The following is a 13,782-nucleotide window of genomic DNA, read 5'->3' on the forward strand; positions in this document are numbered from 1 at the left end:
ATGACTATAACAAGAGTCGACCTCATCGGGCTTTAAATAACCTGCCACCCTTGCAGTTCGTGGCATCCATTGAAAATTGAACAGCTCAATTCATTCAGGGAGTGGTTCTAATAATGGGGGCCTGTCATAAAACTGAAATTTCATCGATAAGATGGTGTTAGTTCAGGGGAAAGGTCACTAGAAAAGCAATAAAAAAAGTTGTCCACTTTTTTCAAAATAAAAATAATTTTTCATTTTTAATGAATTTTTACCCTCTTCTGATTATTGATGCTTTTAATCTTTTGCCGACTATAATGCGTACATGAATACATAACTTTTACGTAAGGAACTTGGCTATGAGTCAGTCAACTCAAAAAGCTACGCTTTACAGAATGTCAACGCCTGATCACCAGTGCCCTTTTGGGCTAAAAACCCGGCACTTACTTAAAGCCAATGGCTTCGAAGTAGACGACAATCTGTTAGAGAGTCGTCAAAAAACCGACAAATTCAAGGAAAAGCACGACGTCGATACCACTCCACAAGTGTTTATTGGTGATAAACGTATCGGTGGGTACGAGGAGGTTCGAGCCTTTCTTGGAAAGCCTCTTCCTGACCCTGACGCAACCAGTTACCGACCCGTTATTGCATTATTTACTATGACGGCACTCCTCTCTGTAGCCACGTCGTGGTTGTCTTTTGGTCGCGTATTTACCGTACAAACCATCGAGTGGTTCATCAGTTTCTCTATGGTGGTTCTGGCCTTGCTCAAACTCCAGGACGTAGAGAAGTTCTCTACCATGTTTCTCAATTACGATCTTCTCGCCAAAAAATGGGTGCCTTATGGCCGTATTTATCCCTATGCCGAAGGCTTGGCGGGTCTGTTAATGGCAGCCGAATTCGCCCATGTCATATCCATACCCGTCGCATTATTCATCGGCATCGTAGGCTCTATATCGGTGTTTAAAGCCGTTTATGTCGACAAACGCGAGCTAAAATGTGCCTGTGTCGGTGGCTCCAGTAATGTGCCGTTAGGCTTCATTTCGCTCACTGAAAACCTCATGATGGTCGCTATGGCTGTCTGGATGTTTTTTACAATGAACTAGAAAAAGAGCGCTATGCGCTCTTTTTCTTAACGCTTTTTACGTAAAAACAAAATCTCACCAGCGGCAATCAATGCCATACCGATAAGAGACGCCCAAATCACCAGCGGATCGCTCGTCCATTTCACCCATATAAAAGCGACTAAAACGATGACGTCTAGCGTGATTGCGCTGACAAGTATGTAAATATTGGCATTCACCTTTTGCCTTAGATGCCGTAATACGCCCCAGTGGATCGCAATGTCCATCACGATATAAAAAATAGCGCCCAGTGACGCAATTCGACTCAAATCGAAGAATGCCGCTAAGATCATAGCCATAACAATGGTGTAAACCAGCGTATGCTTCTGAATGGAACCTGGCATGCCAAAATGACTGTGTGGAACAAGCTTCATATTGGTCAACATGGCTAACATTCTTGAAACGGCAAACGCGCTGGCAATCACTCCTGATACCGTTGCTACAATTGCAAACGCAACCGTCACCCAGAGTCCAGTTTCACCGTAGACGGGTCTGGCTGCTTCAGCAAGCGCATAGTCTTTCGCTGTCACAATCTCATCAATCGACAAGCTCGAACCAACGGCCAGGGTGACTAGCACATATATTAGCGCGCAGATAACCAGCGAAATAATAATGGCACGCCCGACGTTCTTCTTAGGCTCAACAATTTCACCGCCACTATTCGTTATTGTTGTAAACCCTTTGTATGCAAGTATGCTTAAAGCAATACCCGCTAAAATACCGCCACCCGAAGCTTCTTCTGGAATAGCAGATATCGATTCAAACTGAATGCCTGAAGCCCACAAACCACCAGCGGCTAAAATCACCAATCCTAAAGCCTTCACAAAGGCCATAAAAAACGAGAACGTTTGAATAAACTGATTACTCAAAATATTGATAGAAAATGCGAAGAGCAGCAACCCAACCGCCAACAACGGAATAAGCCACTGCGCTTCAAAAGAAATTAACTGGCTTGTATAGGACGCAAATGTGCGAGCGACTAGACTTTCATTAATGACCATAGAAAAGTACATCAAGAGTGCGAATATCGCCGTCACACTTCCTTTTCCATAAGCTTTACTGAGGAACATCGCAATACCGCCCGCTGACGGATAGGCTTTCGCCAACTTAACGTAAGAGTAAGCGCTAAAGCCGGCAATGATACCGCCGCACACAAACGCCAGGACAAACCACTCTCTTGCCAGCTGAGCAACTTGTCCGGTCAGTGCAAAAATACCAGCGCCAATCATCACACCAGTCCCCAGCGACACCGCCCCCCAAAGACTCAGGCTGCTTTTCTGATAATCCTGATGTCCGTGTTCATGATCGTGTTCTGCCATAATCAGCTCCTGTGATTGAACTCAGTTGGACCAATGGATCCGGATAATTTTCCAGCCAGACTCAGTCGTATTTGATACGGTTACGGTTTCATTCATCGTTAAATCAACCTCACGCCCGTTATACTCCCCGGAAACGCTATACCGAGAAGTGATCACAGCAAGGCCATCGGCTTCTTGTACTGTCCTTTCAAGCAACTGTGAAGGAACCGCCTGGCTAAACTTAATATCTGACTTAAGGTGATGAGCACTGTACTCGGCCAAGGATCGTTCAACACCACCACCTTCAAAGATAAACACATCATTGGAAAGCACATCTTTAACGACTTCCGTGTCACCTTCAGTCAAAGCCGTTCGAAACCTATCAAGCACAACTGTCGGTTCAGATACTTCCTCGGCACTACTAGGCGCTGAAATAAACAGCACCGAAACCATAAAAACACTCATGAATAATTTCATTCTTATTATTCCTTACATTAACTAGGGGAAAACGCGCTGCTTAGCGCAGAGGCCAGGGTAAAAATAGTGACAGCCAATACCATTTCCGCCGTTATGGAGTTTTTGAGTCGCTTGGCGGCCGCGTTATCATTTAATTGCGGTACGAACTTTAATTTATGCAATGCGGCAACAAGGAGAATCAGCGCCACAAACACAAGTTTCGCTAGTAGTACCGTGTCATACGACGTAAGCGGCAGCTCTGGCATCCATCGCCCTGTTGCACTACGATACATAACCAAGCCCGCAATAAGGAGTATTGGAACCGCTGCAGACATATGCACACCAAAACGCTCCATAATGGCTTTCGCTTTAGCAAGCGGTACCGACGTTGCCAGCTTTCGCAATGAGTTAAGACTGCCGAACCAAACCCAAGCGACTAACAAGTGTGTTAAAAGCGCTAGCTTTCCCCACCAGACGGCGTCACTGCCGTGACCAATACTTAAAAAGCTCCATCCCATGAGTCCAATGGCGACAACATATAGCACCCACTTTATACGTTTTAGCTTAACAACGGAGTAAACAATCCAAGCAATAGCAACCGCTATCTGAAGTTGCATGAACAACCCAACAGGGCCGGTCCATATAAACTGCATGTAGGTCGTGTCAATCATGCCGGCAAAGCCTTCAGCAGCAAAACTACCGACTTTCAGAAAAAAATACAGAAGGCTTGCCAGTAATAGAAGCAACGCAACAAGGCTATTCTTTCGTTCAGACTGCTTTTTTAAACCGGACAAATAAACGATATAAGGCGAGGCGGTCATCACCGCGTTAAGCCAGAATATAAAGGCCAACGTTAAAACGCTGGCCACACTCCAAAGGGTCATCATTTCACCTCAAAGCTAAAATCACCCGATATTTTATGACTGTCCCCACCCATTGCCGTCCAATAAACCGTATAACCACCTGACGCCAAATTGTTTTTAACAGCAATTTCGTACGCTGCTTTGGGAGTCATGCTCATCGAAAAGTCCAGCGGATGCATTTTACCGTCATCTGAGTGCAGCATAATTTTAGCCAGACGAACATCACCGGAAAAATTCATCGTAATTTCCGTTGGTGACTCGGACAAAGTCGCACCGTCCTCCGGGCTACTGGATGTTAGGCCGACGTGAGCGCTGGCCCATGCACTAAAAAATAACGTGGTACCGAAGGCTAACTTAAGTATGTTTTTCATGTTGTTTCCTCTTTGTTTATTATCAATTAAAACCAAACTCTGGCCCCTAAGACCACGCCTGTTTCAGTCGTATCTTCACCCATACGTTTCAGCTGGTCCGCCGTGTTTCCTAACGCACCGTTCCAGTAAATACCGATATAAGGAGCAAATTCACGACTCACCTCGTGTCGATAACGCAAACCCACGCGCAAATTACTCAACCCGCTCTCCCGCTCATATTTGTCTGAATCTGTTAGGTTAGCTGTTAACTCAATACGAGGCTGCAAGTACGATGTTTGCGTTAACTGCCACTCATATTCAGTTTCGCTGACAAACTGGACATCACCTTCTTCGTTCACCATCAACGAGTTGTCCATTTCAAACCAATACGGAGCCAGCCCCATGAAGCTAACAACGGCATAATTTTCCATAGAGGCATCGGACGATAAGGAGCCTCGCGTACCAACACCGGCCTGAAACGACCAAAACGGAGACATCAGGTAGCCGTATAACAACTCAGCACTTTCCAAGTCAGTGGGCTCTCCGTCATCTTGAACGTTTTCACCTTCACTTTTGAAGACAACCCGGTGATAATCGCCGCCATACCAAGCCATCATGTCCCAGACAGCAAGGCTCTCCTCCTCATTGGTTCGCGTTAACTCCAACCGATCGAACAGCACTTGCCCGGTGTAATATTCTTTGACGGGCTCGGGCCAGTCCTCTTCCGCATGTCCCGCAACAGCGAATCCTGGCAGCAGCGCCGCACTCATTAATAATGATTTACCGTACATAATCGTCCTCCTTATGCGACATTGACCACACGGAACATACCCGCTTTCATGTGATACAACAGATGACAGTGGAAGGCCCAGCTCCCCGGCGCGTCCGCCGTTATTAATAACGACACCTTTTCACTGGGTTTGAGGCTAATCGTGTGCTTACGAGGACGGGGGTACTGTCCGTTTTCAAGTTCCATCCACATACCGTGTAAGTGTATGGGGTGATCCATCATCGTATCGTTTACCATCACCAACCTCAGTCGTTCTCCATGATGAAACTGAACTGGGCCATCCACCTCGGTAAACTTCTTCCCGTCGAAAGACCACATGTAACGCTCCATATTACCCGTTAAGTGCAGCTCTATCTGTCGCTCAGGCTCTCGCGTATCCGGCCATTCATGCGCGCCGATCAAGTCGGTATACACCAACACTTTATGATCAACGTCTTCCAATCCAATCCCGGGTTCATGCAAACGGCTTATCGGATTAGTAGCAATCATAGCCGCCCCGGCGCCATGTCCGGATTCACGGTGTTTGATTTTAATGTTTTCGACCGGGAGCTCTTTTTTGTGTGTCATTTTATGCGTCATATGGCTGTTATTGCCGCCCATATGCTTCATATTCATGCTATTGCCTTTCATATCACCAGACATTGCCATCGCTCCCATGCCCATAGCGGCCATGCCTCGCTCAGGAGCTTGCCGTAGTTCAGGCACTTCAGCCTCAAGACCAAGTTCTGGCGTTAATGTTCCTCTGACATAACCACTTCGATCAAAGCTCTCAGCATAAATAGTGTAAGGCTTGTTTTGCTTAGGCTGGACAATTACATCGTAGGTTTCCGCCACACCAATGCGGAACTCGTCAACTGGCACTGGCTTCACAGGCTGCCCGTCAGCGGCCACAACCGTCATCTCCAATCCAGGGATTCTCACGTCGAAGAAACTCATTGCCGAACCGTTAATGATACGAAGGCGTACTTTTTCACCAGGCTTAAACAATGCTGACCAGTTCATTGCTGAATCGCGACCATTCATCAGGTAGGTATAAGTACTGCCCGTCACATCCGCAATATCACGGGGGCTCATTCGCATTTGCCCCCACATTTCTCGTTGCTTCCAGGTTTTCTCTAACCCTTGCTGTCGCACGTCCTCGAAGGTCTCAAATATCGTACGTTTTTGATAGTTATAGTACCCCTCCGCAACTTTCAAGTTACGAAACACGGTATCCGGATCTTCGAATGTCCAGTCGCTGAGAATAATGGTATGTTCTCGATCAGCACCAATGTCTCCGTCTTTGGGTTCAATCACTAACGGCCCCAGGTGTCCCAGTTGCTCCTGCAAACCGGAATGGCTGTGATACCAATAAGTTCCGTTTTGCTCGACATCGTAGCGGTACTTGAACGTTCGTCCTGGCTTTATCCCTTCGAAAGATACGCCTGGCACACCATCCATGTTCTCGGGCAATATAATTCCGTGCCAGTGAATTGATGTGTCTTCCGACAACCGGTTAGTCACGTTTAACTTTGCTCGCTGCCCTTCTTTTAAACGAATCAAAGGGCCCGGCATTTGGCCATTGATGGTTATTGGTGTTCCTACTTTATTTCCCACGAGCAGTGGGGACTTTGCAATGGTGAGATCAATCTCATCGTTTGTCAGGATCTGATCTTTAAAACTGCGTCCCTGAGGAGCAGCCCAAGTTGGGGCTACTTTGGCGATTGCTAAAGCAGACGCCACAGTGAATGCAGATTTAATAAACTTTCGACGCCCTTTGTTAAACTCATTGCTCATTATGACGCTCCTCTTTTGAGGTTAAATTTTGATGACGTTGAATGTCCTTTTCCCTATCAGACGGTTCATCAGTGATCGATGATTTAAACCCTTTTATCGCACTACCAAGATCGGATCCCAGGGTTCGTAGCTTTTTGCTACCAAAAAGAAGAATGACAATAACCAGTAAAACTCCTAACTGAACCATACTCATGCCGCCAAATCCCATAGCTAAAGCCCTCCATTTGAGAGTGCTTGCTGCTGCTCTAAACTTGCTATCTGCTGATAAGGTGTAATTGAACCGTCCTTTTTGATTTCATAGACCGTATACGGTTGAAACCGAGTACCCATTTCCATACCAACAGACCCTACCGGCATGCCAGGAACAGTTAATCCAATGCCATTTTCTGACTTTTTCCCAGCTAAATAATGAGAAACCAATGTAGGAGGAACGTGCCCCTCAAAGACATAGCCATTACTAGAAATAGCGGTATGACAGGATTGGACCTCGGCACTAATACCGGAGTCACGTTTTCGTTGGGTCAGGTTGTTCGGATGTTGTACGGACACACTAAAGCTATCGGGTAAAGCTTGTAACCACTTTTCACAGCAACCGCAGTTGGGATCTTTTAGAACGGTTAGTTGCTGCTCGTCTACATCGGTTGCAGATACAGACACGGAAAACAGCATCGCCAAAACAGCGATATTGCGTTTGATAGACATAATTATTCACCGATTAATAAGTTTTAAGGAAACACGCCGAGCGTGTGTTAAATTTCTAGTAACTTATTAAGCGGTAATTATTGGGGGACGGAATAAATTAGACGCGTGTTTAGCACGAATAGAGGTGTCAACGGGTGCGTCGACTTTAGTAGAGAAGTTAACTGCAGCAGCATTAACCGAGGGAGACTGTCCGACAAACAAAACTGAGCCACCGGAGCAATGTCGAATGGTCGTGTCAGCACAGCACGAGTTGTGCTTTTGCTCTTCATGCTCACAATCGCTTGCGTCTGCTTCCTGCATCATGCTGTGCTGCATCTGCCCGTCATCATGGCAAGCGTGAGCGTCTGCCGTTTGCGAAAACGACATCGACACTAATATCACTGCCATTACTAACAGAATTCGAATCTGCACGAGCACCCTGCTTTTTTGCAATTTAATAAATTTCAGTTTAACGTCATTTAAACGCATGTCAAATAAGGAGCAGATAATGATGAATCACGAAATGTTCGCAGGTATGGGGTTCCTATGGATGCTGATCGTGGGGGCTATTTTCATTGTTCCTACCTGGCGTATCTGCCAACGAGTTGGCTACCCTGGTCCATTGGGTTTATTAATCGTCGTCCCTTTTGCAAACATAGTGCTTCTGTATTTTATTGCTTTTGGACCTTGGAAAAATGTTGATAAATAGCTAATTCAATTTAACCAAAGCAACACGTATGGCTTTTCATCTCTGATTAGGCGCACGAATGTATATGCCACTATACGTTCACAAGTTGCAGACACTTTAGCTATGTTCAACGTGTTAGCGAATATTGGGCATAGCCAAAAAGTTAAAAGATTCATTTGTGAAAAAGCTTTCAATCAAAAAACTAAAGCTGAAGTTTTAGTAACAAGGTAAGTAACACGCTTGAATCTTAATATTTTTTATCCACTATAAAACAATAAGTTATTAGATCTTATCGATTCCGCCTCTGGCAGCTAAAAAACAGCAGACACCTTCTAAGTTAAAAGCTGCCGGCATCTTTTCTAAAAGCCTCATCCAAATACCCCCCCCACCACTGCATCAATTCACGGCGACGCTCAAGGTAATCCGCACGGTTATAAGCACTTCGCACTTGGTTAGGATCACCATGCGCCAGCGCTGATTCGATCAGGTCAGGATCTTTGCCCTCCTCGTTCATAATGGTGCTGGCTAAAGCCCTCAAACCATGGCTAACGAGTTTATCCTGGTAACCCATACGTCTTAACGCCATATTGGCTGTTTGGCTGTTAATGGACGTTTGTGGCTTTCGCAGTGAGATAAATATATGTTCGTATTGATCGCTTACGCTCTTCATGTCCTCCAGCACCCTCAATGCCTGTTCACACAGTGGAACTGTGTGCTGGCGACGCTTTTTCATCCGTTCAGCCGGAATCAACCAATTAGCTTGGCCGTCATCAAGCCATTGGATCTCACTCCATTTAGCGCCAGCAGCCTCAGATGGCCTGGTCATTGTTAGTAACTGCCATTTAATAACCTGCCGAGTAATATACGTAACGTTGGTTTCATGGAGCTTTCTTAGGAAGTCAGGGAGCTCTTTTGCGGTAATTGTCGGTAAATGCTGCTTCTTGGGCTTCTTGAAAGCAGATTTGATGGCAGCGATTGGATTTCCAGTAATTAATTTTTTAATGACAGCGTAATTCATTATCTCGTTTAACCGCTGAATTACACGTTTAACGGTTTCCAACCGCCCTGTTTTCTCAACCGGTCGTAATACATCAATGACCGTTTGAGCACTTATCTGGCTAACCGGCGTTTCACCTAAACGGTTAAATACATGTAGCTCTAACGATCGCCAAATATCATCAGCGTAGTCAGCAGTCACCTCACTTTTTTTGACCTCGAACCATTCTTCAGCAACTTTTCTCAAAGTCGCGTTCTCTGAGTAGCGTTGTGCCGCTCTTTCTTCCTCTCTGGCAAGCTTAGGGTCTACCCCTTCAGCAACTTGGCTTCTAGCAGCTTCTGTGAGCTCACGGGCTTTTTTAAGGCTCATATCGGGGTAGCTACCCAGCCCCATATTCACGCGCTTCTTTGTCGTCGGGTGAATGTAATTGAAGTTCCAAAGCTTAGAACCATTCACTCTCACTCGCAGCTGTAAGCCTTTCCCATCGGACTTAACGTAGTCCTTGTCTTTAGGTTTGAGTTGTCTGACGGCTGTATCCGTGAGCCCAATAGTAGAGCGCGCCATAAGCATATCTCCCTTCGATGTATTCCAAAGAGTTTACCCAAAATCGCTTGGAATACAAATTGGAATACTAAAAACTCAGGCTGGGGCTGGTTTTCTTGGGATAAGCTGGGAAAGCAAACGCCTATGAAAACCTTATTTTACGTGGCTTATAAAGAAAAAAGGGGATGTCGTGAGACATCCCCTTTTATGGAATTGGTGGAGCTGGCGGGAGTTGAACCCGCGTCCGCAATACCTACATCCTCGGTACTACATGCTTAGTCTGTCATTTAGTTAATCACCAAGTCGCCGACAGACAGGCTACTTAAGGTGACGATCCCGATTGGTTTTAACGCTTTGGCTACGGGCGAAGCCTCCACGCGAGTCTACTTTGGGGTGAACCGACTGATCCTAGTCTCGCAGACAAAGCGCTAGGGGTCGGGCGTAGCGGGTTATTAAGCCGCTAGTGCGTAGTTGTCGTCGTTTGCAACTATTAGTTTGAGGCTTTTTACGAGGCCAGCCTCACCTCGGCATGCACCTTGGGTTTCGTGTATCCCGTCGAATCCAGATCAGCCCCAGGGTTTTCTTTCAAAATCGTGCTTACTATACATCAGACACCGCTTAAGCGCTAGAAGTTCCCTGCCTGAACAAGTAAATTTCGCGCGCCTCAGGTGGCCATATAAAGCACTTTCTCCACTAACTTGCTGATGCCCTGCTCGGCATCGACTAAGTTCTCGGCCAGCATGTACGCTGGCGTGGTGACCAAGCGGCGTGAGTCATCCGCGACGATATCATCAACCGGACATTCTACGTGAATTCCGCCCATTTTCTCAATGGCGTTAGCCACTTCCTTATCATTGCCGACGGTGACACGCACACCCTCACCGTAAATATGTGGCAGTAGTACTGGCGCGATGCATAAATAGCCTGCCGGTTTGTTGGCCTCGGCAAACGCTTTACCAATCGCCAGAACCTCGCCGTTTACTCGCATGTCTGCGCCGTTCTCAGCAAAATCACAGAAGTTTTTCGCGACGCCAAAACCGCCGGGTAGTATCAGCGCGTCAAACTCTGCAGCATCCAGCTCGCTGAGTGGCTTAACTTCGCCGCGCGCAATTCGCGCCGCTTCTGCCAATACGTTGCGCTTCTCACCGGTTTGCTCGCCGTTGAGATGATTCACGACCTGGATCTGTTCCATGTCAGGCGCGAAACACTGATAATCCGCTCCGTTTTTGCTGATGTGCAGCAAGGTCAGGACGGCCTCATTAATCTCAGCACCATCGAATACACCTGAACCTGAAAGTAAAACTGCTACTTTTTTCATGACTTATCCTTTGTTGCTTTGCTACCTGACGATATGGCGGCGCCAGGATCGATTTTCAAGCCCCGTGTTTAGGATTATAGACCACTTCCCACAGGTGACCGTCCGGGTCTGAGAAAACACCACCGTAGCCGCCCCAGAATAGCTTCCGCGGAGGTTTAACCACCGCTGCAGCAGGTAAGTCCGACATGATGGTATCAACTTCTTCAGCACTGGCAACATTATGAGCCAGCATCAGTGCTGTTGGATCCGGAGTGCCTTTGGTGACACCGCAGTCGTGCGCAATACTGTCGCGCTCCCAGAGGGCAAAGGTCAGCCCTCCGACCATTTTAAAGAACGCCACAGCACCCTGTTCATATTCAGCACCGACGATGCCCTCAGTCGGCAGACCTAGCACATCACGGTAAAACGCCACCGCTCGCTCCAGGTCGTCAACTCCCAGGGTGATGTAGCTAATCGCAGCTTGCATCAGCTATCCTGCTCTTCGCGCCAGCGGAACTCATTTTCAAGGTTGGCCAACGGTTGCAGCATGGCAAAATCCAATTCATCTGGCTTATCGCCATCTTTTACTTTTTCAACAAACTGCGGGTCGGCCAACGCCGCTTTACCAAGAGCAAGCACTGCACCTGGGTAATGGGCAGCCATTTTGGCGTAGTTGGTGTCATCGATACCGCCATTCACAACCAGTGGCACGCCAGCGTCGCGCACCACTTCTGCCAGTGAACGCGTACCATCTTTCAACGCTGGCCGGTTAGCGTGATTGTCGGTGGTATGAATGTAATCAATACCGGCGTCAGCCAGTGCCTGTACCAGCCAGGCAAAGCCTTCTTCGCCTTCGGGCCATTGGTAGTCCGGATCGGTAATGGTGATTTGTGACAGGCGGATACCCAGCACGAAGTCTTTCCCCGCCATCTCACGGGCGGCTTTGACTACTTCCAGCACGAACTGCGCGCGACGTTGCATGTCGCCGCCCCATTTATCATCGCGGGTATTGAAGTGAGTACTGAGAATTTCATGCAGCAGATAACCATTGGCACCATGCAGCTCAGCACCATCAAAGCCTGCTTCTTTAGCGTTACGGAGACCGTGTAAAAAGCCATTCAGAACACGCTCAAAATCGCTCTCATCCATGGCCTTAACGTCCTGCCATGACTCTTGGTCGCCATACAGACCAAGGGGTTTCCCCACCGGCTTTTGTTCAGTGATGCCAAGCGGAGCTTTACCAAAACTATTGTACTGTTGCTGTGCCCCAGCATGCATCAGCTGGGCAATGATTTTCGCGCCTTGCTCATGGACTTCGCGGATAATCGGCCGCCAGGATTCGCCCTGCAGCGCATCGGCCAGACCTGGCTGGTTCTCATAGCCTTGGCTGGCATCCTGATCGGGAAAGATCCCCTCGGTGATAATCAGCGCAAAACCACCCTCAGCGTAGCGCCGGTAATGTTTCAGCATCAGCTCGTTGGCGCGGCCATTGGATTGTGCACTGACCCGCGTCATCGGGGCCACTGCAAAACGGTTGGCTAGCTTCATGCCAGCAAATTCTATACTCGAAAACTCTGAATCAAACATAGCATCCTCAAATTAGGGAAAAATGATGTCAGGGATACGAGCGGTCTGTCCTTGTAGATCGAAATAGCTACTATTTCTGGTTTGAATGACGATTACCGCAACGCGCGTTTTCTAACAGTTACGGGTTTACGCTAAGGCAGTTAGCGCTTTTGATCAAGTCGCACGTGACAATACCAAGGCTGCTTTTTGCTTGCGGCGGCCGAAACCAAAGGCGCGCTTAAAGGTTGCTAACGGGATCGGCAGGTACTGTCGCTCGGCTGCGGATTGCCAGGGCAAAGCGTCCTGATCCGGGTCGTTGATGTAGACGTAATTTTCATCCGCTGCACAAATGACGACCCAATGTGGCGCTTTGCTTTCATCAAATACGTAAGTGCTGATGAGCGCGACCACCACGTGCCCGGCGGCAAGATCCGCGGCCAGTTGCGTGAGGCTGTAGTCTCCCACCAAAATCGGGACCTGAGCCGCTTTCAGGGCGGCAATATCGGTTTCCTGGATGCGCGCCATTATTTGCTTTTTCTCGGCGCTACGCACTGAGTCCATCAGCAGTGGCCCGCTGTGACTCACATGCAGTACCACCTGTAGGCCCCGCCGCAACGCAGCGCGCGCCAGCCCGTGAGGACCGCAGCCACCGTGTCCTGAGGTCATGAAAATGGTCGTCGCTTCACGCCAGATTTCAAGCTCTTCATGGTGTGGGTCCGCTGACGGAATATCATAAAACGCCATAGCCATCAGTAAACTGGCAGGGCCACAGGTAAAATCTGTGGTTTGCGTACGATACGGCACCAGGCGCTGGCCGCCGTTAGGTCCGGCGGACGGCTCGAAACGTGGTAACAGCTTTTGCAGAACCACGGCATCGCTATCGTCCTCATAGTATTCCGGACGGATCTCCATGTCGTAATAGCCAACACCATGATAAAGCGCCAGCGCCGGCTGGTTGTCGACCTTCATTTCCAGGCGCATAAACAGACAATGGCGGTCATCGGCGTCATTTTCAGCGGCGGCGAGTAATGCTTTACCGAAGCCACGGTTGCGAAACTCCGGCAAAACTGCCAGCGAATACAAACGGGCCAGCTGTGTGGCCTGCCGGTAAAGGACAATGTAGTAGCCCACCACCTGACCATCGAACAGCGCCACCTGAAAGTCACCTATCGCCTGATCGATAAAACGCTTGAAACTGCGGCGACTGATGCGATCGGTCGTGAAGCTGGCCTGCTCGATACGCTCGAGTGCGTCGAGATGATGCCGATTGGCCCGCACCAGGGATAATCCTTGTGCCGCGCCTTGAGAAGTAACCATGACAGTAGCGTCCTAACGCTGATGTGGGCGAATTGCGCGCTTATTATATCGCAGTATTGC

16 protein-coding genes and 1 other RNA gene are annotated in these 13,782 nt (G+C 48.1%); 2 read left to right on the top strand and 15 right to left on the bottom strand.

The features are described from left to right. The first annotated feature begins 335 nt into the window (after positions 1 to 335). Positions 336 to 1,082: a MauE/DoxX family redox-associated membrane protein gene (locus tag J6J34_RS10795; RefSeq protein ID WP_126785264.1), complete on the top strand. Its 747-nt coding sequence runs from the start codon at positions 336 to 338 to the stop codon at positions 1,080 to 1,082. A gap of 26 nt (positions 1,083 to 1,108) precedes the next feature. Here the strand turns inward: J6J34_RS10795 and J6J34_RS10800 are convergent, their stop codons facing one another. The 9 genes from J6J34_RS10800 to J6J34_RS10840 all read right to left on the bottom strand — a co-directional run bounded on the left by J6J34_RS10800 (position 1,109) and on the right by J6J34_RS10840 (position 7,746). Beyond that, on the bottom strand, positions 1,109 to 2,419 hold the full coding sequence (locus J6J34_RS10800) for an APC family permease (RefSeq protein ID WP_301721949.1): 1,311 nt from the start codon (positions 2,417 to 2,419) through the stop codon (positions 1,109 to 1,111). Positions 2,420 to 2,440: 21 nt separating this feature from the next. Continuing rightward, entirely contained in the window at positions 2,441 to 2,875 is a 435-nt protein-coding gene (locus J6J34_RS10805; protein ID WP_006956244.1) for a YybH family protein, read from the bottom strand. A 17-nt stretch (positions 2,876 to 2,892) separates the two neighbouring features. After that, the gene (locus J6J34_RS10810; protein ID WP_301774119.1) at positions 2,893 to 3,741 is read right to left on the bottom strand and encodes a copper resistance D family protein; all 849 of its coding nucleotides are present in this window, start codon (positions 3,739 to 3,741) and stop codon (positions 2,893 to 2,895) included. After that, the gene (locus tag J6J34_RS10815; RefSeq protein ID WP_011234483.1) at positions 3,738 to 4,088 is read right to left on the bottom strand and encodes a copper resistance CopC family protein; all 351 of its coding nucleotides are present in this window, start codon (positions 4,086 to 4,088) and stop codon (positions 3,738 to 3,740) included. The genes J6J34_RS10810 and J6J34_RS10815 overlap by 4 nt, the downstream gene beginning before the upstream one ends. Before the next feature lie 26 nt (positions 4,089 to 4,114). Continuing rightward, on the bottom strand, positions 4,115 to 4,858 hold the full coding sequence (locus J6J34_RS10820) for a copper resistance protein B (RefSeq protein WP_301774118.1): 744 nt from the start codon (positions 4,856 to 4,858) through the stop codon (positions 4,115 to 4,117). Positions 4,859 to 4,869: 11 nt separating this feature from the next. Further along, the gene (locus J6J34_RS10825; RefSeq protein ID WP_006956251.1) at positions 4,870 to 6,633 is read right to left on the bottom strand and encodes a copper resistance system multicopper oxidase; all 1,764 of its coding nucleotides are present in this window, start codon (positions 6,631 to 6,633) and stop codon (positions 4,870 to 4,872) included. Continuing rightward, positions 6,623 to 6,841 (bottom strand): twin-arginine translocase TatA/TatE family subunit, encoded by a 219-nt coding sequence (gene tatA, locus J6J34_RS10830; protein ID WP_006956252.1) that lies wholly within the window; start codon positions 6,839 to 6,841, stop codon positions 6,623 to 6,625. The genes J6J34_RS10825 and tatA overlap by 11 nt, the downstream gene beginning before the upstream one ends. A gap of 2 nt (positions 6,842 to 6,843) precedes the next feature. Beyond that, positions 6,844 to 7,335 (bottom strand): DUF411 domain-containing protein, encoded by a 492-nt coding sequence (locus tag J6J34_RS10835; protein WP_301774117.1) that lies wholly within the window; start codon positions 7,333 to 7,335, stop codon positions 6,844 to 6,846. A 66-nt stretch (positions 7,336 to 7,401) separates the two neighbouring features. After that, entirely contained in the window at positions 7,402 to 7,746 is a 345-nt protein-coding gene (locus J6J34_RS10840) for a hypothetical protein (RefSeq protein WP_301774115.1), read from the bottom strand. 76 nt (positions 7,747 to 7,822) lie between these two features. Here J6J34_RS10840 and J6J34_RS10845 point away from each other — a divergent pair, with 76 nt between their 5' ends. After that, on the top strand, positions 7,823 to 8,023 hold the full coding sequence (locus J6J34_RS10845) for a hypothetical protein (RefSeq protein WP_173921192.1): 201 nt from the start codon (positions 7,823 to 7,825) through the stop codon (positions 8,021 to 8,023). 316 nt (positions 8,024 to 8,339) lie between these two features. Here J6J34_RS10845 and J6J34_RS10850 read toward each other — a convergent pair whose 3' ends face one another. The 6 genes from J6J34_RS10850 to J6J34_RS10875 form a co-directional block, all read right to left on the bottom strand. Then, complete coding sequence (locus J6J34_RS10850) at positions 8,340 to 9,563, bottom strand: integrase domain-containing protein (RefSeq protein WP_105307756.1); 1,224 nt, start codon at positions 9,561 to 9,563, stop codon at positions 8,340 to 8,342. Between the two features lie 193 nt (positions 9,564 to 9,756). Continuing rightward, positions 9,757 to 10,116: a transfer-messenger RNA gene (gene ssrA / locus J6J34_RS10855) on the bottom strand. Between the two features lie 90 nt (positions 10,117 to 10,206). Next, a complete protein-coding gene (gene elbB / locus J6J34_RS10860; RefSeq protein ID WP_301899024.1) occupies positions 10,207 to 10,860 on the bottom strand; it encodes an isoprenoid biosynthesis glyoxalase ElbB in 654 nt (217 codons plus the stop codon). 55 nt (positions 10,861 to 10,915) lie between these two features. Then, complete coding sequence (locus tag J6J34_RS10865) at positions 10,916 to 11,326, bottom strand: VOC family protein (protein ID WP_301774112.1); 411 nt, start codon at positions 11,324 to 11,326, stop codon at positions 10,916 to 10,918. Continuing rightward, positions 11,326 to 12,426 (bottom strand): oxidoreductase, encoded by a 1,101-nt coding sequence (locus J6J34_RS10870; RefSeq protein ID WP_301774111.1) that lies wholly within the window; start codon positions 12,424 to 12,426, stop codon positions 11,326 to 11,328. Before J6J34_RS10870 ends, J6J34_RS10865 begins: the two co-directional genes overlap by 1 nt. 153 nt (positions 12,427 to 12,579) lie before the next feature. Further along, entirely contained in the window at positions 12,580 to 13,722 is a 1,143-nt protein-coding gene (locus J6J34_RS10875) for a peptidase C39 family protein (protein WP_301899025.1), read from the bottom strand. Positions 13,723 to 13,782: the final 60 nt, after the last annotated feature.

The sequence above is a fragment of the Pseudidiomarina terrestris genome (genome assembly GCF_030466405.1).
Lineage (GTDB): Bacteria > Pseudomonadota > Gammaproteobacteria > Enterobacterales > Alteromonadaceae > Pseudidiomarina > Pseudidiomarina terrestris.

What these genes read in the sequence shown, in the direction of transcription:
- J6J34_RS10875 (WP_301899025.1), bottom strand. Translation starts at nt 13,722, where the DNA reads ATGGTTACTTCTCAAGGCGCGGCACAAGGATTATCCCTGGTGCGGGCC.
- J6J34_RS10815 (WP_011234483.1), bottom strand. Translation starts at nt 4,088, where the DNA reads ATGAAAAACATACTTAAGTTAGCCTTCGGTACCACGTTATTTTTTAGT.
- J6J34_RS10800 (WP_301721949.1), bottom strand. Translation starts at nt 2,419, where the DNA reads ATGGCAGAACACGATCATGAACACGGACATCAGGATTATCAGAAAAGC.
- J6J34_RS10870 (WP_301774111.1), bottom strand. Translation starts at nt 12,426, where the DNA reads ATGTTTGATTCAGAGTTTTCGAGTATAGAATTTGCTGGCATGAAGCTA.
- J6J34_RS10865 (WP_301774112.1), bottom strand. Translation starts at nt 11,326, where the DNA reads ATGCAAGCTGCGATTAGCTACATCACCCTGGGAGTTGACGACCTGGAG.
- J6J34_RS10805 (WP_006956244.1), bottom strand. Translation starts at nt 2,875, where the DNA reads ATGAAATTATTCATGAGTGTTTTTATGGTTTCGGTGCTGTTTATTTCA.
- J6J34_RS10850 (WP_105307756.1), bottom strand. Translation starts at nt 9,563, where the DNA reads ATGGCGCGCTCTACTATTGGGCTCACGGATACAGCCGTCAGACAACTC.
- J6J34_RS10820 (WP_301774118.1), bottom strand. Translation starts at nt 4,858, where the DNA reads ATGTACGGTAAATCATTATTAATGAGTGCGGCGCTGCTGCCAGGATTC.
- elbB (WP_301899024.1), bottom strand. Translation starts at nt 10,860, where the DNA reads ATGAAAAAAGTAGCAGTTTTACTTTCAGGTTCAGGTGTATTCGATGGT.
- J6J34_RS10810 (WP_301774119.1), bottom strand. Translation starts at nt 3,741, where the DNA reads ATGATGACCCTTTGGAGTGTGGCCAGCGTTTTAACGTTGGCCTTTATA.
- J6J34_RS10845 (WP_173921192.1), top strand. Translation starts at nt 7,823, where the DNA reads ATGATGAATCACGAAATGTTCGCAGGTATGGGGTTCCTATGGATGCTG.
- tatA (WP_006956252.1), bottom strand. Translation starts at nt 6,841, where the DNA reads ATGGGATTTGGCGGCATGAGTATGGTTCAGTTAGGAGTTTTACTGGTT.
- J6J34_RS10795 (WP_126785264.1), top strand. Translation starts at nt 336, where the DNA reads ATGAGTCAGTCAACTCAAAAAGCTACGCTTTACAGAATGTCAACGCCT.
- J6J34_RS10835 (WP_301774117.1), bottom strand. Translation starts at nt 7,335, where the DNA reads ATGTCTATCAAACGCAATATCGCTGTTTTGGCGATGCTGTTTTCCGTG.
- J6J34_RS10825 (WP_006956251.1), bottom strand. Translation starts at nt 6,633, where the DNA reads ATGAGCAATGAGTTTAACAAAGGGCGTCGAAAGTTTATTAAATCTGCA.